Origin of the sequence: Thiocapsa sp. UBA6158, assembly GCF_002423035.1 — a bacterium.
Lineage (GTDB): Bacteria > Pseudomonadota > Gammaproteobacteria > Chromatiales > Chromatiaceae > Thiocapsa.
Window position 1 is genome coordinate 1 of sequence record NZ_DIUM01000064.1, and the last position, 23,672, is coordinate 23,672.

At 65.4% G+C, this 23,672-nt stretch carries 15 protein-coding genes and 3 pseudogenes; 2 read left to right on the forward strand and 16 right to left on the reverse strand.

The genetic code is table 11. The features are described 5' to 3' along the window. Nucleotides 1–237 precede the first annotated feature (237 nt). The 9 genes from B4N44_RS08960 to B4N44_RS09000 form a co-directional block, all read right to left on the reverse strand. Nucleotides 238–1,629 carry an FtsW/RodA/SpoVE family cell cycle protein gene (locus B4N44_RS08960; RefSeq protein ID WP_296699607.1) on the reverse strand — a complete coding sequence of 464 codons (1,392 nt, stop codon included), beginning with the start codon at nt 1,627–1,629 and terminating at the stop codon, nt 238–240. Next, the gene (locus B4N44_RS08965; RefSeq protein ID WP_296699610.1) at nt 1,626–3,206 is read right to left on the reverse strand and encodes a peptidoglycan D,D-transpeptidase FtsI family protein; all 1,581 of its coding nucleotides are present in this window, start codon (nt 3,204–3,206) and stop codon (nt 1,626–1,628) included. The genes B4N44_RS08960 and B4N44_RS08965 overlap by 4 nt, the downstream gene beginning before the upstream one ends. A 35-nt stretch (nt 3,207–3,241) precedes the next feature. Next, nucleotides 3,242–4,318, reverse strand: a complete 1,077-nt coding sequence (menC, locus tag B4N44_RS08970; protein WP_296699612.1) for an o-succinylbenzoate synthase — start codon at nt 4,316–4,318, stop codon at nt 3,242–3,244. Beyond that, complete coding sequence (locus tag B4N44_RS08975; protein WP_296699615.1) at nt 4,315–5,265, reverse strand: 1,4-dihydroxy-2-naphthoate polyprenyltransferase; 951 nt, start codon at nt 5,263–5,265, stop codon at nt 4,315–4,317. The genes menC and B4N44_RS08975 overlap by 4 nt, the downstream gene beginning before the upstream one ends. Then, entirely contained in the window at nt 5,210–6,025 is an 816-nt protein-coding gene (gene menB / locus B4N44_RS08980) for a 1,4-dihydroxy-2-naphthoyl-CoA synthase (RefSeq protein ID WP_296699617.1), read from the reverse strand. Before menB ends, B4N44_RS08975 begins: the two co-directional genes overlap by 56 nt. Before the next feature lie 70 nt (nt 6,026–6,095). Continuing rightward, complete coding sequence (menD, locus tag B4N44_RS08985) at nt 6,096–7,886, reverse strand: 2-succinyl-5-enolpyruvyl-6-hydroxy-3-cyclohexene-1-carboxylic-acid synthase (RefSeq protein WP_296699620.1); 1,791 nt, start codon at nt 7,884–7,886, stop codon at nt 6,096–6,098. Next, entirely contained in the window at nt 7,883–9,271 is a 1,389-nt protein-coding gene (locus B4N44_RS08990) for an isochorismate synthase (RefSeq protein WP_296699622.1), read from the reverse strand. The genes menD and B4N44_RS08990 overlap by 4 nt, the downstream gene beginning before the upstream one ends. 88 nt (nt 9,272–9,359) lie before the next feature. Continuing rightward, nucleotides 9,360–10,292, reverse strand: a complete 933-nt coding sequence (locus B4N44_RS08995) for an alpha/beta fold hydrolase (protein ID WP_296699625.1) — start codon at nt 10,290–10,292, stop codon at nt 9,360–9,362. Nucleotides 10,293–10,307: 15 nt separating this feature from the next. Further along, nucleotides 10,308–11,789 carry a DUF2867 domain-containing protein gene (locus B4N44_RS09000; protein WP_296699813.1) on the reverse strand — a complete coding sequence of 494 codons (1,482 nt, stop codon included), beginning with the start codon at nt 11,787–11,789 and terminating at the stop codon, nt 10,308–10,310. A 414-nt stretch (nt 11,790–12,203) separates the two neighbouring features. On the opposite strand from B4N44_RS09000, the gene B4N44_RS09005 reads away from it, so the two are divergent. Continuing rightward, nucleotides 12,204–13,058 carry an alpha/beta hydrolase gene (locus tag B4N44_RS09005; RefSeq protein WP_296699627.1) on the forward strand — a complete coding sequence of 285 codons (855 nt, stop codon included), beginning with the start codon at nt 12,204–12,206 and terminating at the stop codon, nt 13,056–13,058. 12 nt (nt 13,059–13,070) lie between these two features. On the opposite strand, the gene B4N44_RS09010 is transcribed toward B4N44_RS09005, so the two are convergent. From B4N44_RS09010 to B4N44_RS09035, 7 genes and pseudogenes are all read right to left on the reverse strand, one after another. Then, nucleotides 13,071–13,520, reverse strand: coding sequence for a hypothetical protein (locus tag B4N44_RS09010; protein WP_296699629.1), 450 nt, complete (start codon nt 13,518–13,520; stop codon nt 13,071–13,073). Between the two features lie 424 nt (nt 13,521–13,944). After that, nucleotides 13,945–14,331, reverse strand: a pseudogene (locus tag B4N44_RS09015) (glycoside hydrolase family 65 protein); the annotation flags it as partial. 13 nt (nt 14,332–14,344) lie between these two features. Continuing rightward, nucleotides 14,345–14,701: pseudogene (locus tag B4N44_RS19920) on the reverse strand (glycoside hydrolase family 65 protein); the annotation flags it as partial. After that, the gene (locus B4N44_RS09020; protein ID WP_296699633.1) at nt 14,702–14,965 is read right to left on the reverse strand and encodes a hypothetical protein; all 264 of its coding nucleotides are present in this window, start codon (nt 14,963–14,965) and stop codon (nt 14,702–14,704) included. A 138-nt stretch (nt 14,966–15,103) separates the two neighbouring features. Further along, a complete protein-coding gene (gene treY, locus B4N44_RS09025) occupies nt 15,104–20,281 on the reverse strand; it encodes a malto-oligosyltrehalose synthase (protein WP_296699636.1) in 5,178 nt (1,725 codons plus the stop codon). A 29-nt stretch (nt 20,282–20,310) separates the two neighbouring features. Continuing rightward, nucleotides 20,311–22,029 (reverse strand): malto-oligosyltrehalose trehalohydrolase, encoded by a 1,719-nt coding sequence (gene treZ / locus B4N44_RS09030; protein ID WP_296699639.1) that lies wholly within the window; start codon nt 22,027–22,029, stop codon nt 20,311–20,313. A 19-nt stretch (nt 22,030–22,048) separates the two neighbouring features. Then, complete coding sequence (locus tag B4N44_RS09035) at nt 22,049–22,240, reverse strand: hypothetical protein (RefSeq protein WP_296699640.1); 192 nt, start codon at nt 22,238–22,240, stop codon at nt 22,049–22,051. A gap of 292 nt (nt 22,241–22,532) precedes the next feature. Here B4N44_RS09035 and B4N44_RS09040 point away from each other — a divergent pair. Continuing rightward, nucleotides 22,533–23,639: pseudogene (locus B4N44_RS09040) on the forward strand (alpha-amylase family protein); the annotation flags it as partial. Nucleotides 23,640–23,672 lie beyond the last annotated feature (33 nt).

Here is a 23,672-nt window from a genome sequence, read left to right on the forward strand (position 1 = left end):
GGTTTTTTTATGGGCGCGGAAAAGAGGACACGAAACTGCGCCCGGGCGTGCGATCGATGCTCTCGAGCAGGCCCGTCGCTTCGGCATCCATCAGCAAGGCTTGTAATCGCAATATCGGCTCCGCTGCTCCGTATAACGGCGGCTGGAATTCGCCTAACTTGTTCGTGCCGCGCGCAAAACGCCTATCTGCCGTGCAGACCACGGCCCTTCGCGATTTCCCTGACGCACTCAGTAGAATCAACCCACCGAAGTCTTTTGATTTCTTCGAACACCCTTCCCCGCAACCCCACTTGTCTGCTTAGCGACCCGACTCCTTGACGCTGTTGGGGGTTGCCCGTCGGAGATGGCGAGAAGTATGCCTACACTGATGAATCCCGTGATCAGACTGCTTCCGCCGTGACTGATGAAGGGCAAGGGTAGGCCGGTGAGAGGGACGAATTTGGTGACCCCGCCGATATTGAGAAAGGTCTGGGTTGCGAGGACCGTTACGAGCCCGATCCCGACCGCTCGGCCATAGTTTTCGGGCGCTCGGGAGGCGACCAGCAGGCTTCGCCCGAACAGGATCAGGAAGAAGAGGATCACGATTGCGCATCCCGCAAATCCCAATTCTTCTCCGATAACCGAATAAATGAAGTCCGATTGGGCGATGGGCGTATATTCCGGGCTGCCGCGTCCGAATCCTTCTCCCCAGAGTCCTCCGGAAAACATTCCGGACAATCCCTGCAGGATCTGCCAGCTCCCTCCCGTGGGATCACGGAAAGGCTCGAGCCAAGCCGTGACCCGACGCTCTCCATGGGGCAGAACCTTCAAGACGGCCACGGCCAGTGCGATCGCGCCGATCCCGCCGAAGAGCAGATAGCCCATGCGTCCGCTCCCGACGACGAGCATCGTCAGCAAGGCGATGCTCAGAATGATGAAGAGTCCAAGATCGCGTTGGACGACCAAAAGGCCCGCCAGAACCAGCCAGAAACCGGCGAGCGGCAGCAAGGCGCGCCACGGCGGCAGCGGCAAACCTTTTCCCCAAACGGCGAGTGATTTTGCGTTGCGCGCGATAAATCCCGCCACGAACAGCACGATCGTCACTTTCAGGATCTCGCTCGGTGTGATCAAACCGGCAGCATAGATGCCGCCGCGAAAGCGCTGGCCGAACAGCAGCAAGACCGCCAGAAGCCCGAGCGATACCCCGGCCCAGACCCAGATCCAGTGCGCTAGCCCGAGGGCCTGATAACGGCCGCGCATGAGGATGGTCGCGGTTGCTCCCATCAGGATCAACCCGATCGGAAAGAGAAGCAGGTTGAGCGAGATCGTTCCCCCGGTTTCGAAAGATCCCATCCGGTATTGGGCGAGCATCCCGAATCCCGATAGAAAGGCGACGGCGACCAGGATGAGTTGATCGCCCCTGAATCGCGTCGTTACCAGCATGAGATGCAGCGTCAGCAGCGAAAGGGCATAGAGCCCGAGCGGCAAAAGATCGAGTCCGTCGAGCATTCCGCCGCCCACGTACGTCGAGCCCCAGAGCATGACGAATCCGAGCGCGATACAGACGACACACCAGGCCAGAAGTGCACGCTCCGGCGCGCGTAGATGCCAGGTATCCGCGACGTCGATCGGCCCGTTTGCCCGACTCATCGGATCAACCCCAGATCGACTGCACGCGTCAGGAGATCCCGCGCGATCGGCGCCGCCGTCGTCGAGCCATAGCCGCCGTGCTCGACCAACACCGCCACTGCCAGCTGAGGCCGCTCGGCGGGTGCAAAGCCGACAAACCAGCTGTGCGACGCACCATGTGGGTTCTCGGCGGTTCCGGTTTTTCCTGCAATCGCGAGTCGAGGGGTGTCGATCCCGCGGCCGGTCCCGCTGATCACGACTTGTCGCATCATGGCCGATAAGCGTTCGGCGACGGATGTGCTCATGAAATAGGCCAAGGGCGCGGGCTCTTCCGTCTCGATCAACCGCGGTTTCACGGCGAGCCCCCGATTGCCGACCGCGGAGGCGATCAGCGCCATGTGTGCCGGTGTCACCAGCGCGGCGCCCTGACCGATGGACATCTGAGCGAGTCCATACTGGTCCGAGGCGTCGAGTCGCCGGATCTCGCCCGTGCGCATGGACCAGTCTCCGTAGGGCGTCTCGTGCAGGACGATCCGGCGATTGAGCTGCATCCGTTCGGTCATGCCGTAGAAGGCGTCATGCCCGTAGCGCACGCCGAGCTGAGCGAAAAAGACATTCGAGGATCGGGCGAACGCCGTGGCGAGATCGATGCGCCCGTGCCCCGCCCACATCGAGCCGCTCTTCCTGGCGGTATAGTACTCATGGTCCCGGATCTTCCGATAGCGCGGGGAGGTCGTGAAACCATCCGCAGGGCATTCGAGCGTCCCGGAAAAACCCTGTTCCAGCGCCAAGGCGGCAAGCAGGATCTTGAAGGTCGAGCCCGGTGGATAGAGACCCTGAGTGGCGCGGTTCAACAAGGCCGCGCCCGGGCCCGCATCCTGGAAGAGTGCCGAGGTGATCCGATTCGGATCGTAGGAGGGTGCGCTCGCGAGCGTGCGGATCGCCCCGTCCTCGGGCCGCATGGCAACGATTGCCCCCTGTTTTCCTTCGAGGAGGGCGAAGGCCGTTCGTTGGAGCTCGGCATCGAGCGTGAGTGTCAGGTCTCGGCCGCGCGGACGCTTGTCCTGCGTGACGAGCTGACGACCGAGCTTCCCCCAGTCGCCGAGTCCGTCCGGCGCGCCGCCGTTGAGTCGCACGTTCGCCACCGATTCCATCCCCGAAGCCCCGAACCAGGGATGGCTATAGCCGACGACATGGGCAAAGGCGGGCCCATCGGGGTAGAGCCGATAGACCTGTCCGAGGATCTCCTCGCTGTAGGCGAGCACCTCGCCGCGATGATCCAGGATCCGCCCGCGCTGGATCCGATGCGCCGGGTTCAGCTCGCGCCTGTCGTGCAGCTGCATGAAGGCGATGAACTCCGGGCGAGACGCACCGATCAACTGCCATGTCGCTTGATAGACCAGGATCCCGATGAACAAAAGGATCAAGAGGACGATCGGTACCCGCACCGACCATTTGGGGCGCGGCAAATGGCGCAGCTCGGTGACCCAGCGGGCGTCGAACATCGACCGGAGCAGATAGGCGGCAGCGAAGAAGAAGCCGACATGCAGCGCCACGCGAACCAGCGACCAGAGTTCCGGATCCAGGTGTGTCGTCATGCGGGGACTTCGATCGAAACCTTCTCGTCTTGGTTTTACTCCGGGTTGGGATCCGGATGCGGCGTAAATCCGGAGCCCGGTCGGTCGGAGAGCGACAGGTGTGCGCCGCACAAGCGCGGCACAACCCCGAGATCCTCGGCCAGCCAGTCCGCGGTAGCGAGTCCGTGCGGGAGCGCGCTGCCGGTAGCGGCGGCCAGCTGAGCAGTCGGCCAGAGTCCGGCTGCGCTCTCGACGACACCTGTGACCACGACCTCGAGACCGGCCCTGGCTGCGCGTCGCGACAGGTCGAGCGCCGACCCAAGCCCACCCACGACAGCCGGCTTGATGACGATGCGCCTTACACCCAGCCCGCCGAGATCCGCATCGGCAGTCAGCCCCGCCAGGCTTTCGTCACGCGCCAGCGGAAAGCCCGCTCGCTCCTGAAGCGCATGCAGCCGGCTCGGGTCCGGGATCCGCAGCGGTTCCTCCAACGATTCGATCGGCAGCCCAGCCAGCTGATCGAGAATGCGACATGCCTCGTCATAGCCCCACGCACCGTTGGCATCGAGCCGAAGTTGCATGTCGGTCGGCACGAACGGCGCGAGCGCCGTCAGGCGGGCAATCTCCGAGGCAGACGTCTCGACGCCCACTTTAAGCTTCACCACCCGAAAACCCGCCACCGCGGCTTGTTGAAGATCAGCCGCCGTCAGGGTTGCGAGTGCGCCGAGGATCCCGTTGACCGGAACAACGTCCGATGCATCGGCTGCCAAGAGCCTTCGCAAGGGAACGCCTTCCGCTCGGCTCAGGAGGTCGAGCAGGGCACATTCGAGCGCGAAGCGCGCGGCCGGCGTTGCGGCGTATCCAGTGTCCAGCATCTCCAGGATTTCGCCGACCGATCTGCCGGGCGCCCGGGCACAAGCATTCAACAAAGCGGATTTGGCTGATTCAGGATCCTCCGTTCCCGCGGCGGGAATCGGTGCACAATCGCCGAAACCGATCGCACCATCCGTCTCGGCGCAGACCAGCCAGCCACGTCGTCGCTCGAATCCGCCCCGAGCACTGTGCCAGTCACGACGCAGCGGCAGGTCAAACGGGCGTATCCGGAATCGATCGATCCGGAGTCGATCCATCATGCGATGCGGCTCAGAGCGAATCCGACGAGCAGCAACACCGTTACTGCCGCTTGAAAGAGCCCGGTTTGTCCCAGGAGTGGATTGATCTGCTTGCCGGTTGCGCCGCGAACGAGCTTCAGTGTCGGAAGGACGCCGAGCGGGACGGCCGCGAGTAGAGGCCATGCGATGGTCGGGCCGAAGGTCAGGCCAAGAATTGCGATCGATGCCAGCAGCAACAGGCCATAGAGAACACGCGCCCTCGGTCGGCCCAGATGGTGGCACAGTGTGCGCCGTCCAGCGATGCGATCGGTCTCCAGATCCCGATAATTGTTCAGGAGCAAGACGGCGGCGGCTGGCAGACCCAGTGCGACACCGACCATGAATGCCGACCAATCGAAGCTCAATGTCTGCAGGTAATAGGTCCCGCCCACGGCGGCGAGCCCGAAGAACAACAGCACATAGAGCTCGCCGAACGGGCCGTAGGCGATGGGACGCGGGCCGCCGGTGTAGGCATAGCCCGCGACCAGCGATGCGATCCCGATGGCGAGGATCGGCCAACCGCCGCGCACCACCAAGGCCAGCCCGATCACGAAGGCGAGCCCGAACGCCAGGTGTGCCGCCCGCTTAACCTGCTCTAGACTGAACCAGCCCTCGGCCGTTGCCCTCGGGGGGCCGAGACGATCGGCGGTGTCCGTCCCGCGCTCGTAGTCGGAGGCATCGTTGTGCAGGTTGGTGCCGATCTGGATCGCCACCGCCGCGATCAATGTGAGCAAGGCGGTGCCGGCGGCAAGCTCTCCGGTCCGAAAGACGGCCAGCCCGATCCCCGCCAGGACCGGGGCCATGGCCAGAACTAACGTCTTCGGGCGCGCCGCCGCAATCCAGAGCGCGAGATTCGACCCGGAACTCGCCACGTCAGGGACGCCGCGGGAACTTGCCGAAATCGGGTTCGCGTTTCTCGAGGAAGGCATCGCGTCCTTCTTGTCCCTCGGCGGTCGTGTAGAAGAGCGCGGTGGCATTCCCGGCCAGCTCCTGGATACCGGCGAGTCCATCCGTCTCTGCGTTGAAGGATGCCTTCAGCACACGCAGCGCGGTCGGGGACAGTCGGTTGATCTGCCGGCACCAATCGAGCGTGACGGATTCCAGCTCGCGCAGCGGGACCACCGTGTTGACGAGCCCCATCGCGAGCGCCTCCTGCGCGTCGTACTGACGGCATAGGAACCAGATCTCCTTGGCCTTCTTCAGGCCGACGGTGCGGGCCATGAGTCCGGCCCCGAAACCGCCGTCGAAGCTGCCGACACGCGGCCCGGTCTGGCCGAAGCGGGCATTGTCCGCCGCGATCGTCAGGTCGCAGATCAGGTGCAGTACATGCCCGCCGCCGATCGCATAGCCCGCGACCATCGCCACGACCGGTTTGGGGAGGGTGCGGATCTGACGCTGCAGCTCGAGCACGTTCAGGTGCTCGACCCCGGACTCGTCGCGGTACCCCTCGTCGCCCCGGATGCGCTGATCGCCGCCCGAGCAGAAGGCCAGATCACCCGCGCCGGTCAGGATAATCACGCCGACACGCGGATCCAGATGTGCGCGACGGAAGGCGTCGATCAGCTCGCGGACCGTCTGCGGCCGAAAGGCGTTGCGCACTTCGGGCCGGTTGATGGTGATCTTGGCGATCTGCTCCACCTGTTGGTAGAGGATGTCTTGATAGAGGTCGCCGGGGGGCGTCTCCCACACGACGGGGCTCGGTCCCTCGATTTCGTTTTGACCGGCCTGCTGACTCAACGCTGACGACACCTTAGGAACCTCATTCACTCTCGATGATGGATTGCTCGCGAACGCCGTTCCAGAACGCACGGTGCGTCCGGAGGCTCAGCTCCGCATCCAGACGGACCTCGATGAGTCCGGCCGGCTCTGCACGCATTCCGGCGTCGATCGCCTCGGCCAGGGCCTGCACGAAACCCGATGCGTCCTCGACCGAACGATACGGCAGCCCGAAGGCGCGTGCCAAGGCATCCGGCTGCACGCGCTGCGGCGTTCGCCAGAGTGCCTCGAACCCCGCCAGTCCGCGCTGCGGCAGATAGTCGAAGATACGACCCCCGCCATTATTCAAGACAATGCATGGGCGGTCGAGCTTCTCCATCAGCATCAGGCCGCTGAGGTCATGGATAAAGGACAGATCACCCAAGAGTCCGGCGACGCCGCGTGTCGGCTCGACCCTCCCCGAATTCAGGCCGGCGAGCGTGGAGCTTTGTCCGTCGATCCCGCTCGCACCGCGATGACCGAAGATCCGCAGCGGTTTGCCCGATTGTCCCGACCAGGTGTCGAGCTGACGGATCGGCAGCGAATTGGCGCAGAAGAGACCGTCCCCCGCGGGGAGGTGTTCCAGCAGATCGGCGATGAGATGGCCCTCGCACCAGGGCGACTGCTCCAGGAAGGCGCGGGCGAGCCGCTCGAGCGTCTGCTCCGCGGCGCTCCAGCGCCGGATCCAGAGCCCGTGCGCGTTGCGTTCGATACGTGTCTTCAGCAGCCTGTGAAATGCGATCGGATCTGCGCTGATCCGGGCAATGACGTCGTGGGTCGGATCCGTCCAGCGCTCGCCGGGATCGACGAGGATGGACGGGATCCCCTCGAGCCAGCCGGACAGCATCTTGGAGACGGGTGTCCCGCCGAACCGGATGACCCAGTCGGGTCTCAGCGTCGCTGCGGCCGCGGTATTGCGCAGCAGGCTGTCGTAGCGCGTGATCCGAGCGCTCGGCGCCGGGCGGAAGCGAAGGCCGCACAGTGGGTCCGCCAAGACCGGGGCGTCGAGCCGCTCGGCACAGGCGAAGATGGCCTCGGCCGCTGCGTCAGAGTGCCTCATCGGACCGCAGCAGATGATCCCGCGCCCGCCGAGGAGTGTCGTGAGCTCCTGCGGCCACTGCGGTGTGTCGAAGCAACGCACCTGATCCGCCGCCGACGAACCCGCCTCCGGTCCGTCACGCGGGCCGGTCGCCGGTGCCCGGAAGGACCCGAGCGGCTCGGCCGTGCAGGATGGCCCCGGCATGACCGGCTCGCGAAACGGCAGATTCAGATGCACCGGGCCGGGCCGCGGACCCCGACTGACGAGCGCGGCGCGCAGCCCGAGCGCCCGTATCGCCTTGAGCGCGGCAGGGCCTTCTTCGGCCGGACCTGGATCATGAAACTCGCGTGTAAAACCGCCGAAGAGACGCGTCTGATCGATCGTCTGGTTCGCACCCCAGCCGCGCAGCTCGGGCGGGCGATCCGCCGAGAGCAGGATCAGCGGGACACCGGACTCGGATGCCTCGATCACCGCCGGAAACCAATGGGAGAGGGCGCTGCCCGAGGTGCACACGAGCGCAACCGGCCGAGCTGAGGCCTGCGCCAGCCCCAATGCGAAGAAGGCGGCGCTGCGCTCGTCGAGGATGGGGGTGATCTCGACGAGGAGCTGTCGTTGGGCTGCCAGAATGAGCGGCGTCGAGCGCGAGCCGGGCGAGAGCACGACCCGACGCACACCGCCGCGGACCAGGCCATCGAAGAGCGCCAGTGCCCAGCGTAGATTGCGACAACCCTGATCAGGCGTCTCGGTCTCGCTCATGCGAACTGCAGTGCCGTCGACATGGCCGCAAGCTTGTGCTCGGTCTCCTGCCACTCGGATTCCGGATCCGAGCCCGCGACGATCCCCGCCCCGGCGTAGAGATCCGCCGTGCTCTCGTGGATTTCGGCGCAGCGCAGCAGCACCCAAAGCTCGCCGGTGAGATCCGGCTCGATGATCCCGGCCGCACCTGTATACCAACCGCGTCGGAGCGGTTCGGAGCGCCGTAGCCAGGCCCGCGCCAGCTCGCAGGGGTGACCGTTGGTCGCCGGTGTGGGATGCAGCAGCTCGGCGAGCTGAAAGACGTCCATACCGGGATCCAGCTCGGCGCGCACCAGGCTCCAGAGATGTTGCGCGTTGTTGAGCTGCATCACTCGAGGTCCGTCCGGCGGCTCGATGCGACGGCTGCAATGGCCGAGCGCATCGGTCACGGCATCGACGACGACCATGTGCTCGTGCAGGTTCTTGCGCGAGGTCTGCAGGGCACTCGTGAGCTCGGCATCGCGATCGGCATTCGGCGCGCGGCAGACCGTCCCGGCAATCGCATCCACCTCGATGCGGTCGCGCTGTTGGGTGAAGAGGCGCTCGGGTGTGGCCGCGACGAAGCTGGTCGCGTGTCGGCGGATCGTCACCACCTGACAGGAGGGAAAAAGATAGGCCAGCGCGGCGTTCAGCCGGGTCAGATCGAAGCGCCGGTGACCCTTGAGTCTGAGACGCCGACAGACGACGACCTTCTCCAGATGCGCCTGCTCGATCTGCTCGAGGGCGGACAAGACGAGGTCCTGCCAGCTTGCCGGATCCGGCTCGGTCGGCCCCTGATCGAGACGTGCCGGTGTCAGCGGATCGAGCGCCGGCTGATTCAGGCGTGGAATCACCTGCTCGAGCCGGTCTTTCCAACGCGCGAAAAGGAGATCTGCGGCAACCGGCAACGCACTCGAGAGGATAACCGCGGCCTGACCGCCACGCGAGGACAGCGCAAGCTCGGGAAGCCAGAGCAGCGCGTTGGGCAAGGTCTCGGGCTTGCCCGGTGCGTCGGGCACGGGCGATGACGCGAAGCCGAGCATCGCAAACCCCGAGAAGCCGGTCTCGTCCGGGTCGAGATGCTCCCAGTGCGCCGACATCCGCTTGGCGTGCGTGCGTAAGGTCTGGAGACGTGCCTCTCCCTGCGCGGTCCATTCGCCGGCGATGCCGTAGCCGGCCCGCACCTCGCCCCGATGATTGTGCGCGAACTGAAACTGCGGGCCGGGGATCTCCGGAGCGATCGCCAGGGCTTGAGGCAACTCCAGGACGAGGGAGACGAACCCCTCGGAGCGCGTGAGCGGCAGGTTATCGATCGTCTCGGCGAGGCGAGCGACGATCTGCTCGAGGGTCTTGAGCGGTGCAAGCATGAGTCAGTTTGAAGAACCGGCGGTCTGGTGTCTCTGCCCCGGATGCGGTGTCAAGCGCCGCATCCGGGACAAGGCATCCTCGAAAAGCTCAGGCGGCCTGAGGGATCGACCAGAAGCGATCGATCGCAGCCGCCGCCTGCGCCGGCTGCTCCCACTGGAGTAGTCCGCGCGTCGGCGCGATGCGTTCGGCCCGCCAGTTCGAATGGTGGCTCAGGAAGTCCGGAAGCTCGTGAAAGTCGATGTTCGGATCGCGATCGTAGAGCACAAGCACGGGTTGCGCCACGTTCGCGTAGAGGTTCTCGCGTGCGTTCGGTGTAAACAACTGACCGGACAGGAAGTAGAGCGGCGCGTACTTGGCGCCTGGCTGATGCGATGTCGCGTAGGCGTAATCGATCATCTCGGGCGGGATGGCGCCGTGGAAAGCCTGCTTGTAGAAGAAGCGGATGCTCGGGCGCGAGGTCAGCAGGGCAAAGAGTCCGTCGTTCAACACGGGCACGCTCAGCACCTTGTAGGCGCGTTCTGCGGCCTGGCCGGTCGGCAGTCGGCGCGCGCTGAACCCGGTCGGGGAGATGAGCACCAAGGACTCGACCAACTCCGGCTTGATCAGCGCCGCCTGTGCGGCAAACTCGCAGCCAAGCGAAAAGGCGACCAGATCGCAGGGCCTGCCGACCACCTTCTCCAGAAAGTCGACGATGGCGTTGGCGAAGAGGCTCGGCGAATAACGCCGGCTGCTGCGATCGGAATGGCCGAAACCCGGCAGGTCGAGCGCATAAACGGGCCGCTGCGAGCGATACTGCTGAAACAGCGGCTTCATCTCGAATGCGCTGGGTGCTGCATTGATGCTGTGCACCAGGACCAGCGGACGGCCCGTGGCCGAGGTATCCGCATAAGAATGAATGCGTCCGCCGTGCTCGGTCGCGAGATCGTGCCGCGGGGCGTCGAGCGCGGCCGGAAGTGCGACCTTGCCGGTCTTGGCCGCGCCGTGCGGTTGCGAAAGTGCCGAATCCTTACCTGTATCCATGTCGATAAAACCTCGTTATAGACTGCCTTCGATCGGGTGTGGTCTGTGTTGATCCCGCTCGGCGCGGCGACAGATCTCACGCGTGAGTCCTTTGAAGACGAAGCGGTGAATGGGTTCCAGTGAATACCAGTACAGCAGTCCCCAAACCCCGGCCGGGTGCCAGTAGGCCGTCGCCGTGAGGCATGTGCCCCCGTCGGGCAGCGGGGTGAGGTCGAATTCCATCACGCCCGCTCCGGGGGCGCGCATGCCGAAGGCCAGGCTGAGACGTTTCTCGGGCTCGACGCCGAGCACCTTCCAGTGGTCGATGCGGTCGCCCGTACGCACGTTCTGCGGATGGCGTCGGCCGCGCATGCGACCGGGGCCGCCGATAGCCCAGTCCATCCACTCGCGGATGGACCAGAGCGTATCCAGATAGTAATAGCGGTTGTCCCCGCCGATCGCCGACACCAGTCGCCAGACCGCCGCCGGATCCGCGCGGGTCTCGGACGTGCCCGAGGCACGCTTGGCATAATAGGCGTAATCGATACGTTGATTGCGCACGCTAAAGGCACCCTCGGTCCAGCGCGTAATAGGCTCGCCGCTGCGCTCGAGAGCAAACGCGGCATCGACGGCCTCCCGAAACCCCAGGAGGCGTTGGGGGACCAGCCGGCGGGTCTCGGCATCGTCGGCATAGAAGTCATGGCGCAGACCCTCGATCAGGGCACGCGCCACGTTGGTCGGCACCGATGTGATGAAGCGCAGCCAGTGCGCCGAGAGCCCCGGTGTCAGTACGGGAACCGGGATGATCCAGGGGCGGCGTTTGCCCGCTGCATCGGCCAGGATGTACATCATCTGCGTGTAGGTCAGGGTCTCGGGGCCGGCGGTATCCAGGCTCAGCGACGCGGCCTCCTTCACCCAGGGCAGCCGAACAAGATAGACCAGCAGATTCTCCAGCGCGATGGGCGGCGATTTGGCACGCACCCAGCGCGGCGTGACCATGACCGGGAGATGATAAACCAGGTCGCGCATCACCTCGAACGCCGCCGAGCCCGGACCCACGATGATCCCGGCGCGGATCTCGGTCACGGGGACCGAACCGCGGCGCAGCACCTCGCCCGTGTCGCGTCGCGAGACGATGTGCTCGCTCACGGCATCGTCCGGCACCAGTCCGCCGAGATAGACGATGCGCCGCACGCCGGCCTGTGCCGCGGCATCGGCAAAGTTGCGGGCCGCTTCAAGGTCCAAGCGCCCGAAATCGCGCCCCGCCGCCATGGAATGCACCAGGTAATAGGCAACATCGACGTCCTGCAGCGCCGCGGGCAGGGTCTCGGGCGCAAGTGCGTCCGCCGGTACGATCTCCACGCCGGGCCAGCCGCGCGCCTCGAGCGTCTCTCGGCTGCGCGAACTCGCCCGCACGCGCCGTCCTTCGGCGAGCAGACGCGGGACCAAATGGCCGCCGATGTAGCCGCTGGCGCCGAAGACCAGGCACAGCCCTCCCGCGCCCTCGGGTGCGGGCATCTCTTGCTCCTGCGCGGGGGTCTGGGTCTCGCCTGCGCGAACGGCCGTCGCTTCTGCCATCGGGATCCTGCTGCGGCGGTTGTCGCCGGCATCGGAGGTTTTCTCGTCATTGGTCAGCCACACTTTGCCGATATGGGGGCAAATCGCCGCCCGGCATCTAACCGATGCCTCCGCCGGCGCTGGTGGACTGCGCTGTGCTTGTCCCGACCTGACCTTAGCCACGCCGTCTCCAGCGGCTGTCAAATCTGCCGGGGCCGATCCCATCCAGAAACATCGCATAACGCGCCGGGTGCGGTTTAAATAAGGAAATCGGCACCGAGCCTGCGTTTCGGTACCGATCCTCCGCCAGTCCAGGCGGCCCCGCGTTGATGCGGCGCAATAAATGTCAATTCCGTATTACGGGTCGAGTGTCAAGTGAAGTTTACAGCTATTTTGTGCGTTTGTCTGGTCCTGGCGGGCTGCTTCGGGCTGGTCGCACGGGAGGCCAAGCACACCAGGTCATTCGACAAGGAAGTCGCCGAGGCGTTGCCCGGCGCGTCTTTTTCGCCGGGAGGGGATCCTTCCGACACGCACGTCGAGACCGGTGCGGTTGACTCGGCGACCGGTTGCGCACTGCACTATCGCCTGTATCGACCGACAAGAGCGCGGACCGAGGATCTGGTTGTCCTCGGGCATGGTTTCCTCCGCAGCCAGGAGCGGATGGTCGATCTGGCGCAAACACTCGCGGATAAGGGGGTCCCGACCGTGACGCTGGACTTCTGCAACGCGCGATTCTGGGACGGACGGCATGTCCGCAATGGACTCGATATGATCCTCGTGGCGGATGCCCTGGCTGCGAAACAGGTGGTCTATGCCGGATTCTCGGCAGGCGGGCTGGCGGCACTGGTCGCGGGCCGCAACGATCCACGGACACTCGGCGTGGTCGCGCTCGATCTGGTGGACGCCGGTCGGCTCGGCGAGGGGATGGCTGCCGGTCTCGATCGCCCGCTGATCGGTCTGGTCGGTGATCCCTCGCCCTGCAACGCCGAGAACAAGGGTCTCGCCGTCTTCTCCGCGACCGACCAGGCCGCAGTGGAGCGGGTGACGGGCGCCGAGCACTGCGATTTCGAGTCCCCCACCGACTGGCTCTGCCGGTTGGTCTGCAAACGCGACACGTCCGACACGGCATCGCCACGTCGCGACATCATCGCGGCAGCCACCGACGCGGTGTTCTCCTTGGTCGCGCTTCCGTCCGAGGCGGAGCAGGCGGATCAAAGGGCCGGCGGATGACGCCTTGGTCGCTCAGCGTCCGCGGCCCGCTGAAAGGCCCGAATCGAAACGCCCGACCAAGATCAAACCGGCCAAGCCACCATAGAAGCAGAGCGAGCCGAGCGGAATACTCGCGAGCGTCCAGAGCCAGGCGAGCGCCGCCACCGAAACACAGATCATGGCGCCATAGCCGGTCGCGACAGGCCGCGCGATCGGATGACCGAGCCGCCAATACACAAGTGCTGCGGCCGCCAACGCGATAATCCCCTTGATCCCGACCATCGCGTGCAGGAGCCGCACCAGATCCGGATCCATGCCGTCCGCGGCCGAGAAGGGCGCGGTCACGATCGTCGCCACCGCGGCGGTCGCTGCAATCGTAAAGAGGAGCGCAGCCCTGCGGACAAGCGGACGGTCGCCGGTCACCGGCGGGGTCCGGACGAGGGTTCGATCGAGAACGGATGTCAAAGACGCATACATGCTCATGCGATCGCCTCCGGCAGAGTGGGAGAACAGGTCTGAAACCACGCCGAGGCTAAATGGCGAAAGCTCGGACTTCAACCCCACCCGATGCGATTGAAACCCCGATTCCGCGACACCCCGCGAACCGATGCAAGCTCCGACGGAGGCGGCCGATGAGTCGCACTCAATCCGACGAGCAAGACTATCTGAACCCTTCCGGATCTAGGGGGACGATCTCGGCTCGCTCTAGCGCGAGCCCGACGACGACCGCTATGCCCTCCTGTTCGAGCAGGTCGTTCGGCTGTCGATCACACCTTCACACTTCGCGCGGAAGGATCGGATTGAGCCAGAGGTGTCCGTCGCGTATCTCGATGCCGGTGTAGCAGCGCTGAATCAGATCCACCGTACCGGCCATGGCGCCGAGATGAATGCCTTCGGAGGTGGTGCCGCCCTGAATGTCGGCGACATCGCTTTCCGGCGCCCGGGCCGCCATGCTGGACCGGAAACGCGCGATCTCCAGCAGCATCTCGGCGCCGTAGGCGGCGAGGAATTCGTAGTCGCCGGTGCTCTCGTAGTAGCGCCAGATGTTGAAGGCAACGGCGCTGCCGACATGGCGCTGGAGCTGCGTCTCGTCCGGCGTCCATTGTCCGGAGCGCGGATTGAGATGGACCGATTGACTCTCTTCGCGACCGTTGCTGCCGCTCTGCCAGGGATACATGGCGCCCCGCAGCCCGGCCGCCTGCGCCGCCGCGCGGCTTGCGTCGAGCCGTCGGTAACGGTATCGCAGCAGCGAGCGGGTGATCTCGGGCAGGCGCAGATTCAGCAACGGCAAAATCGCGTGAGCTGTATAGGGCGACGATCTTCTCGACAATGACGGGTGTCTCGCGCGCGAGCTGGAGTTGGAGTTGGAAGGTGTGTTCGATCCTGTCGGGCAACTTGCTCACCGCGGGTTCGATGTCCAGCCGCTCGCCATTGCAATAGGCATGCGTGCGCGCGGCCAACGCAACCTCGATGCGCGCTTGGCGGGTTCGAGACTTGAGATAGATCGCGTCGTCGCGGACGGCCCGGGTTTCCACTGTCTCCAGATGCTGCCCCTCGAGATCGCGATAGCGCGCGACACCGTTGTTGCGAACCCCGCCATCGATGCCGCTCATCACACCGAGCGAGCCGCTCCAATTGATGGCTGTGATCTCGCTCCCCGGCACTCATCGTCGCTCTCCGCCGCGACCAGTGCGCGCAGCAGTGCGGCGACCGCGTCGGGGTCGCGTACCCGATAATGCGCCGCGCTGGGGTCGATCCGCCACCAGGATCCCGAGATCCTGTCCGAGCAGGACGCGCAAGGCATCTTCATGACTGCCGGCATCGACGAGGGTGTCGATGTCGACCATGCAGCGCACGTCGACCAGGTCGCGACCGCTGACGATGGCGACCGGCATGATCCGCGCAGCTTGCTGCAGGACCTGGCGCATCTCCCGAAACAGGGTCGCGTCTTACGAACGCTCGACGATCGGCGTGAGGGTGCCGTCGTAGTCGAGAAAGAGGGCCGGACGCTTTTCATTCAGCCGCTGCGCGAGATCCTCGATGTCGATGAGCTCGGGCGGGATGTCTCAGGCTCGGTCATGGTCTTCGCTCGTCAGGAGTCCCACCGGAAAACGCTGTACCAGCTCCGCCGCAGGGATGAGGTGGCGACCCCGGTCGGTTTTGGTCTGCTGAAGCGCGCCCGACAGGCGGTCGCGCAGGCGAGGGGCCGGTGCCTCGACCCAGGTCGAGGACCAGCCGGGGTGATCGAAGGGATCCGCCTGCAGGGTGTCGGCGGCCTCCGGCTCCGGAACCAGCCCGGCCAACAGGCGCGGGACGACCACCATGACCGCGCGGTCTTCCAGACGGCGGCTGAAGGCACAAAGCCGTTCGGCGTGCGGTCCCTCGACCGCCAGGGGGCGGTAGTCGCCGAGCGCGAAGAGCTCCGGATCGGCGCGGCGCAGCGTCAGCGCTTGGCGAATCAGAAAGAGCTTGGCGCGCCCGTCTTCGATCCGTTCCGCCAGGGCGCGCGTCAACCCGGCGCCTTCCTCGCGAGCGTCCGCGAGCCTGTCGCTCAAGGCCATGCGCAGGGTAAAGTCGACGGGACGGCGATTGTCGGGATCGGCCAGGCTGAAGTTCCACAGCTCGCACCCCTGATAGAGATCGGGCACGCCCGGCGCGGTCAGGCGCAGCGCGGTTTGGGACAGGCTGTTGAAGAGCCCGAAGCGTGCGATGCGCCGCTGAAAGGGCAGAAAGTCGGCGAAAAAGACCGCGCTGCGCTCGCGCTCGAAGAGGGCGTCGATGAAGGCGGCGAGGGCCTCTTCGTAGTCGCCGTCGGGGTTGGTCCAGGCGGTGTGGATCTTGGCCTCCTTGACCGCCTTGAGCATGTAGTCGCGGACGCGCTTGCACAATTGCTGCAACGCCTCTTCGTCGGGATCCTCCAAGGGCCACACCCCGAGAAGGGTCTGATAGAGCAGATATTCGGTGCCCGGATCGGGCAGGACTCGGTCATCGAGCTCGCGTCGCAAGCGCCGATTGATGCGGGACCAGCGCGTGACGTGGCGCCGCCATTCCTCGGGGAGCTCGGAGAGGACATGCAGACGCGCGCGCAGATCCTCCGAGCGTTTGCTGTCGTGGGTGGAGCCGTTCAGCATGGCGTGCGGCCTGGATTTCAAGCGTTTTTGGTTGGCGCGATGCCAGGCGTCGATCCCGATGCCGAAGCGGCCGGGATCATTGCCGACCTCGTTGAGCGAGACCAAACGGTGGTGGCGGTAGAAGGCCGTATCCTCCAGGCCCTTGGCCATGACCGGCCCGGTGTATTGCTGGAACTTCATGGCAAGCCGCAGCACCCGCTCGCGCAGCGGCGCCGGTTTGCCCTCGGCGATGTCGGTCAGGAGCACGTCCCGGACGAAGCCGAAGACGGTCAGGTCGGCGGCCCGACTGCGCCGCCTGGCCTCCGCGACCGCCTTGAGGACCTGATGGCGATCACTGTCGGAGACCTCGCCGGGTGTGAGATAGGTGCGGTAGACGGGGAAACAGGCGGTGATTTCGGTCAGTGCGTCATGCAGCGCATTCTGACTGAAGTCGCGCGTGTGGGGGTCCGCCTCGGCGATACGCGACAGCTCGGTGGCGAGGACCTGGAGCTCGGAGGAGAGCAGGTTGCGCATCACCAGCCGCTTGGCGGCGTAGACCTCGTCGGCCAAGGGCCGAATCGCGCCGGCGAAATCTCGGTAACAGTCGCTCAGCGGAACGGCGCCGCGGGTATCCACCATCAACGCATCGTCGAGCGCCGCGAAGTCATAGCCGGTTGTGCCGTGTAGGGGCCACTCGGGCGGCAGCTCTTCGTCGCCGGTCAGGATCTTCTCGGCAACGAGATAGAGTGGAAGATCGGTCTCGGTCGGCTGATCTTCGCCCGCCGCAAAGGCATTGGCGCTGTGCTGCTGGAGCCAACGGAAGTAGCCGGCGGGATCATGCAGCCCATCCGGGTGATCGATCCGCAGCCCCGTGACTCGGCCGTTGCCGATCAGCTCAAGCACCAGCGCGTGGGTGGCCTCGAGCGCCTGCGGATTCTCCATGCGCAGCGCGGCGAGGTCGTTGATGTCGAAGAATCGGCGGTAGTTGATGTCGTCCGCGGCCACGCGCCAGTGGGCCAAGCGATAGGCCTGGGCTTGGAGCAGGTCATGCATGCGGCCCGGATCGGGTGGATAGTCCTCGGCGCCGTTGAAGTGGCGTAGACACTCCTGAACATACCAGGCGAGATCCGCATGGCGTGAGCACAGCTCCGCCAGACGTTGTTTATGGATCTGCGTATCGCGTCGTCGCTCGCTCAGCGCCTCCGTGTCTCGTGCGTCTCTGGAGGGCAGATTCCCGAAGGCGGTCATCAGGCTTTCAAAGGCGGCGAGGTCGCCGTGATCCCGGCCCATGCGCTCGCGCAGTCGCTCCAGATCGGTGGTCATGGCGAGGATGCGGGGATACTCGCGTGGATCGATCGGAAACCGGTGCTCGTAATACTCGATGCGAAATGCGCCCTCGGCGAACACCAGCTCGAGCTCACCGCTGTCGAGGATGTCGCCGTAATGACCGCCCAGGACCGGTACGAGGATCTTGCCGCGCAGCTCCGCCTTCAAGGGCTCCCAGTCGATATCGAAATAGTCCGCGTAGAGTGAGGCCGGCCCGTTTTCCAGGACATCCAGCCACCAGCGGTTTTCGCTGCCCATGACGCCGACATGATTCGGAACCACATCGAGGATCTGGCTCATACCGTGCTCCGCCAGCGTCTCGCAGAAGCGCTCGTAGTCCTCGCGGCTGCCGAGCTCCGGGTTGATCTGATCGTGCGCGATCACGTCATAGCCGTGCCTACTGCCGGGGCGGGCCTTGAAGATCGGCGAGAGATAGCAATGGGAGATGCCGAGCGCGTCGAGGTAGGGCACCAGCCGGGTCGCTGCGCCAAAACCGAAGCCGCCGTGGAGCTGTAGCCGATAGGTCGCGCGGGGAATGACGGCAAGGCTGCGTGCCCTGCCGGTGTCGTGCTCGGCAGCCGGTCGATCCCGCGGTGTTGTCGCACACTCGGCACCGCGCGCCGTGCGTACCGCCGCGAACAAGGTGCGGATCTCCGGCCGATCGGGCCATTCGTCGATTGCGAGCTTGTGGCGTATCGGCCCCTCGGGAGAGCCGACGTCGCGACCGCCCGCTCGGATCGGTCCGGTCTGACCGAGGATGTCCGTTGCCTGAAGCAGCAACAGGCGTGAGGGTGCGCGAGCGAGATAGACCTGGACGGCGCGCAGGTGCTCGGGCGTGAGTTCGGGCACGGCCAGCGGATCCTTGCTCTGCTCCGGGGTCAGCAGTCCCTCGCGATCCAGTGCGAGCAGCAGATGTGCGCGGTCGTTGTTGCGCCGGACCAGTAGATCCTCGTAGACATGCTTGTCCGCGGCGGGGCCCAACGACCGCTGTTGCTCCAGGTCGGTGCCGCGCCAGAAACCCGCGAGCGGCGGTGTCTCGGGATCGCTCGCCGAGACGAGTGCCTGCTCGGGGTACTGCGAGGGCGGGAGGAAACCGCCGTGCGCGTCGCGTTCGCCGTAAAGGCGGCGGGTCTCGAGGACGCCCAGGTCCGCGAGTGCCTCGCGGATCGATTCCGGTGCGCCGTCCGGGTCATTGTCGATGAGCAAGCACTGATTGCGCCGGCTCTCCAGCGCGAGGACGGCGAGCACCTCCTCTTGCGGTAGGGCGACATAGGTACCGGCCTCCGGCTGCTGTCCCTCCGGGATCAGAAAGGGGCGGAGCAGCGTGGACAAGTGTCGGATGCGCAGAGCTCCGGAGTCGCGCATGTTGGCCCGCAAGACGGCCACGAGCGGGGCATAAGCGGCCTCCCTGAGCGCGCGCGGATGCCAGGACAGTAACCCCCAATCCTCGCCGTCGGGCGACTGCGGCCCGGGGCAGGCGCCCAGCCGTGCGGCAGCGACGAACAGTTCCGGTTCGCTCCAGGCGTCGGCGCCCTGCGGGGCAACGCCGGGCGCGAGCTCCGGACTCAGTCCAAGCGCCAGATGCAACTCCAGAGAGCGCCGCCCGACCCCTTGAAGCTGCCGGTGTGCGATCCATTGCAGCCAGGCGTGGAAGTCGATCTGCTCGGCATGCGCCCGAGCGAGCGTTGCGGCTTCGGCCGATCCCGCGGCGGGCAAAGAGACATGGGCCTCGTCGGCATCGGTCCGCGCGCCGGCGGTTTCGATGGATCCGGCAGCGATGGCCTCGAACAGGCAATAGCGTTGCAATGGCTCGCCGGCTTGGTTGCGGAAGGCCAGAAAGGCCGCTGCGCGCGGACTGTCCGGGTTCGGATGCTGCCGACGAAAATACCGGAACAGGGGTCGTAAGATATCCAGTTTGGTCCGGGCGACAGCGCCCGGATCGCCCGGGGGATCCGCGCGCAACGCGCGCAGGCGGGCCTGAAAGGGCTCCTCGGCGATCTGCGCTCGGGCCTCGGGGGATTCGGCGAGTTCGACAATCGCCTCGACGTCGATATAGAGCGGATTGATGAACTGTCGGCTCGATGCGAAATAGGGGTCGCACAGGTGAACGCGTCCGTCGGCCCGTGGGTGCAGGGGAGGCGTGGCGAGCATGCCGCCGCCGGATTCGGCCAGCAGCTCGATGAGACGGGTGAGGTCGGTGAAATCGCCGACACCCCAGTTGCGCCCCGACCGCAGCGCTTCGAGCGAGGTGGCGAGGCCCCAGGAGCGGCGCTCCCTGCAGATACTTGCGGGTTCATAGGCGCGCCGGGGCGCCAGGATGAGGGTCGTGACCGCTAGCAGTGCGCCGTCTGCGCAAGCGTGCAGCTCCAGGCGATGCCGGCCTGGCCCCGCGGGTAGCGGCAGGGCCACGCGCCGTCGAATCCAGGATCCGTTGTCGAGTCTGCGCCGACTCGACGCCTGCCCCGGCGCGGTCTGCAGAGCCTCTTCCCGGATGCCTGCATCCTCCTCGCGCAGCACCCACTGCAGGGTGTCCGGCTCCACGGACTCCGGCAGCGACAGGTCGATCCAGTGTTCGCGAGAGCCCTCCCGAAGCGCGACCACCGGCTGCAGGATGCGACGCCAGTCTCGATCCAGTGCCGCGCGCAGGGCGACGCGCTCCGTCGCCGCGTCGCCGGCCGGGATCCCGAGTGTCCGCAGCAGTGCGCGCAGCGACTCAGGTGCGACTTCACGGGGCTGGCCGAGGCGATCCGCGTAGCTCACGGCGACGCCGTAATGGGTGCAGAGCTGCGCGAGATCAGAGTGCTTCATTTGAATCGCGTCCGGTTAAACCACGTCCATTACCGTCCTTCACCCTGCAGATGCCAGGCAACCGACCAGGGCGGCAGACGGTTGTCGTTCAAGTCCGTGCCGGCCTCGGAGGGCTCCAGATGCAGAAGTGTGGCGCCCGCATAGGGTGAAGGTTCGGGGAGTCGGAGCTCGGTATTGCTCAGGTTGGCGCGGAGTATGAGTCGGGAGCCGTCGCCCAGCTCCCAGCCCACCGAGAGCCCCTGGTCGCCGAGCAGGACGAAGTCGGTCGCACCCGCGCGAATACGTTCGATACGCGGAACGATCTCGCGTCGTCGCAGCTCGAGCAGCTTGCGATGGACGGCGAGCCATTCTTGGTGCGGGGCATCTCGTGCGCTGGCCCAGTCGAGCTTGCAGCGGCTGAAGGTCGCCGGATCATTGGGGTCCGGAATGGATTGCCGCGCGGCCGGATCGGCGAAGGCGGCGAACTTCGCGAATTCCTGGCGGCGTCCTTCGGCGACGGACCGGGCGAGCTCGTCACCGAAATCGCAGAAAAACAGGAAGGGGGTCTGTGCCGCCCACTCCTGGCCCATGAAGAGCAATGGCGGGGAGGGCGCCAGCAGCAGGATCGCCAGCATGGCCTTGAATGCTTCGGGGCTCGTCAACGTATGGAGACGTTCGCCGAAGGCGCGATTACCGACCTGGTCATGTGTTTGCAGCCAGTTGACGAAGGCGTCGGGCGGCAAACCGGCGCTCGGCTCGCCGCGTGGCTCACCGTGACGACACGTCGAGGGTTCGCCTTGATAGGCGAAACCCTCGGCCAGGCAGCGCGCCAGATAGTCGATGGGGCGATCGGCATAGTCGGCGTAGTAACCGTCGCGTTCGCCGGTCACGATCAGGTGTGCGACATGATGGAAGTCGTCGTTCCACTGCGCGGTGTATCGGCGCGGTGCGCCCGTGTTGTGTCGGGTGAGATAGGACGCGGTATTGCCGTCGTTCTCCAGAACCAAATGGATCGGTCGGTGCCGGCCGGGACCGGCCCGCACGGCCTCTGCCAATTCGGTGAGGAAGTCGGGCTGCGAGTCGTCGAGGATCGCGTGGACGGCGTCCAGGCGCAGGCCGTCGAAATGATATTCCTGTAGCCAGTAGAGCGCGTTTTGAATGAAGAAGGCGCGCACCTCGAGGCTCTCGGGGCCGTCGAAATTGATCGCGGCACCCCAAGGGGTATGGTGGCGCTCGGTGAAGAATTGCGGGGCATAGAGATGAAGATAGTTGCCCTCGGGTCCGAAATGGTTGTAGACGACATCGAGGAACACCATCAGGCCCCGTCGATGCGCCTCCAGCACCAGGCGCTTGAGGTCGTCGGGGCGGCCATAGCTCGAGTCGGGGGCGAAGAGCAGGGCGCCGTCGTAGCCCCAATTGCGTCGGCCGGGAAAATCCGCGACCGGCATCAATTGAACCGCTGTGACACCGAGTGCGATCAGATGGTCCAGCCGCTCGATCACGGCGCGGAAACTGCCCTCCCGGGTGAAGGTGCCGATGTGCAGCTCGTAGCAGACCGCGTCGTACCACGGCCGCCCCTCCCATGCGTGCGTGCCCCAGTCGAAGGCCGCGGGATCGATGACCTCGCTCGGTCCGTGCACGTCGTGCGGTTGAAACCGCGAAGCGGGGTCCGGAACCTCGATCCCGCCATCGATGCGGTAGCTGTAGAGGGTGCCCGGATGTGCCTCGGTGGTCCGGCATTCGAACCAGCCGGCGCCGCTCGCCTGCATCCGTCGTAGAGGGAGGAGATCAGGGAGAGCGCATGCTCCGGCATTCGAACCAGCCGGCGCCGCTCGCCTGCATCTCCAGACAGCGCTCGCCCGCGGGTTGTTTCAGGCAGAGATCGATCCGCCGCGCGGCGGGCGCCCACAGCCGAAACCGCACGGATCCGTCGTGCTCGACCGCCGCACCGAAGGGCATCGTCTGTTGCCGTTCTGTCATTTCAGCAAGCCTCGTGCTTGACGCCGACTGCTTTCTTGGTCTCGTCAATGCCTATACTAGTCGGTAAAACGCCGAGGGTCGGGGCAGCGGCCTTCGGCGGATGCGTCGGGATCAGGAGAGCGCTGTCGAGGCTGGCTCAAAACCACCATGATCGGCGCATTCGACGCGCACACACTGTATTGACGGCGGTTGCGACAGGGATCGCATCGGCACAACCGGTGCGGGATCCTTCCGTGGCTCGGGTGTTGCCGTAGTTGCTTATCGACAAGGGTTCTCGACAGGTTAAATCACGATGTCCGAAGACCTGCTCTGGTACAAGGATGCCATCATCTATCAAACGCACGTCAAGGCGTTTTTCGATACCGACGGGGACGGTACCGGCGATTTCCGCGGGCTGACCCGCAAGCTCGATTACATCCGCGATCTCGGCGCCAATACGATCTGGCTGCTGCCCTTCTACCCGTCGCCCATGCGCGATGACGGATACGACATCGCCGATTATCGCAACATCGATCCGCGCTACGGCAGCCGCCGCGATTTCCGTCGTTTTGTCGGCGCGGCACATCGGCGCGGTCTGCGGGTCATCACCGAGTTCATCATCAACCATACCTCCGACCAGCACCCCTGGTTTCAGGCTGCGCGCAGGGCGCCGAAAGGGTCGAAGAAGCGCGACTTCTATGTCTGGAGCGACGACGACAAGCGATTTGCCGAAACGCGCATCATCTTTACCGATACCGAGACCTCGAACTGGGCCTGGGATCCCGTCGCTCAGCAATACTACTGGCATCGGTTCTTCTCTCATCAGCCCGATCTGAACCACAACAATCCGCAGGTGGTCAAGGCGGTGATCCGCCTGATGCGCTTCTGGCTGGACTTGGGCGTGGACGGATTGCGGCTCGATGCCATCCCTTATCTGTGCGTGCGCGAAGGAACCAACAACGAGAATCTCCCGGAGACACACGCCGTGATCAAGCAGATGCGCGCCGTCGTCGACCACCACTACGGCGACCGCATCTTTTTGGCCGAGGCGAATCAGTGGCCGGAGGACGTGCGCGACTATTTCGGCGACGGCGATGAATGTCACCTCGCCTATCATTTTCCGCTCATGCCGCGCATCTACATGGCGCTTGCCCAGGAGGACCGTTACCCGGTGGTCGAGATCCTGGAGCAGACCCCGGAGATCCCGCCGAGCTGCCAATGGGCCATCTTCCTGCGCAATCACGACGAGCTTACGCTCGAGATGGTCAGCGACCGCGAGCGCGATTACATGTACCGGACCTATGCGGCGGATCCGCGCATGCGCATCAACGTCGGCATCCGGCGACGGCTCGCCCCCTTGCTCGGCAACGACCAGGACAAGATCCGGCTGTTGCACAGCCTGCTGCTGTCGATGCCGGGTTCGCCGATCCTCTACTACGGCGACGAGCTCGGC

What these genes read in the sequence shown, in the direction of transcription:
- B4N44_RS08960 (WP_296699607.1), bottom strand. Translation starts at nt 1,629, where the DNA reads ATGAGTCGGGCAAACGGGCCGATCGACGTCGCGGATACCTGGCATCTA.
- B4N44_RS08965 (WP_296699610.1), bottom strand. Translation starts at nt 3,206, where the DNA reads ATGACGACACACCTGGATCCGGAACTCTGGTCGCTGGTTCGCGTGGCG.
- menC (WP_296699612.1), bottom strand. Translation starts at nt 4,318, where the DNA reads ATGATGGATCGACTCCGGATCGATCGATTCCGGATACGCCCGTTTGAC.
- B4N44_RS08975 (WP_296699615.1), bottom strand. Translation starts at nt 5,265, where the DNA reads ATGCCTTCCTCGAGAAACGCGAACCCGATTTCGGCAAGTTCCCGCGGC.
- menD (WP_296699620.1), bottom strand. Translation starts at nt 7,886, where the DNA reads ATGAGCGAGACCGAGACGCCTGATCAGGGTTGTCGCAATCTACGCTGG.
- B4N44_RS08990 (WP_296699622.1), bottom strand. Translation starts at nt 9,271, where the DNA reads ATGCTTGCACCGCTCAAGACCCTCGAGCAGATCGTCGCTCGCCTCGCC.
- B4N44_RS08995 (WP_296699625.1), bottom strand. Translation starts at nt 10,292, where the DNA reads ATGGATACAGGTAAGGATTCGGCACTTTCGCAACCGCACGGCGCGGCC.
- B4N44_RS09000 (WP_296699813.1), bottom strand. Translation starts at nt 11,789, where the DNA reads ATGCCCGCACCCGAGGGCGCGGGAGGGCTGTGCCTGGTCTTCGGCGCC.
- B4N44_RS09010 (WP_296699629.1), bottom strand. Translation starts at nt 13,520, where the DNA reads ATGAGCATGTATGCGTCTTTGACATCCGTTCTCGATCGAACCCTCGTC.
- B4N44_RS09020 (WP_296699633.1), bottom strand. Translation starts at nt 14,965, where the DNA reads ATGCGCCAGGTCCTGCAGCAAGCTGCGCGGATCATGCCGGTCGCCATC.
- treY (WP_296699636.1), bottom strand. Translation starts at nt 20,281, where the DNA reads ATGAAGCACTCTGATCTCGCGCAGCTCTGCACCCATTACGGCGTCGCC.
- treZ (WP_296699639.1), bottom strand. Translation starts at nt 22,029, where the DNA reads ATGCAGGCGAGCGGCGCCGGCTGGTTCGAATGCCGGACCACCGAGGCA.
- B4N44_RS09035 (WP_296699640.1), bottom strand. Translation starts at nt 22,240, where the DNA reads ATGACAGAACGGCAACAGACGATGCCCTTCGGTGCGGCGGTCGAGCAC.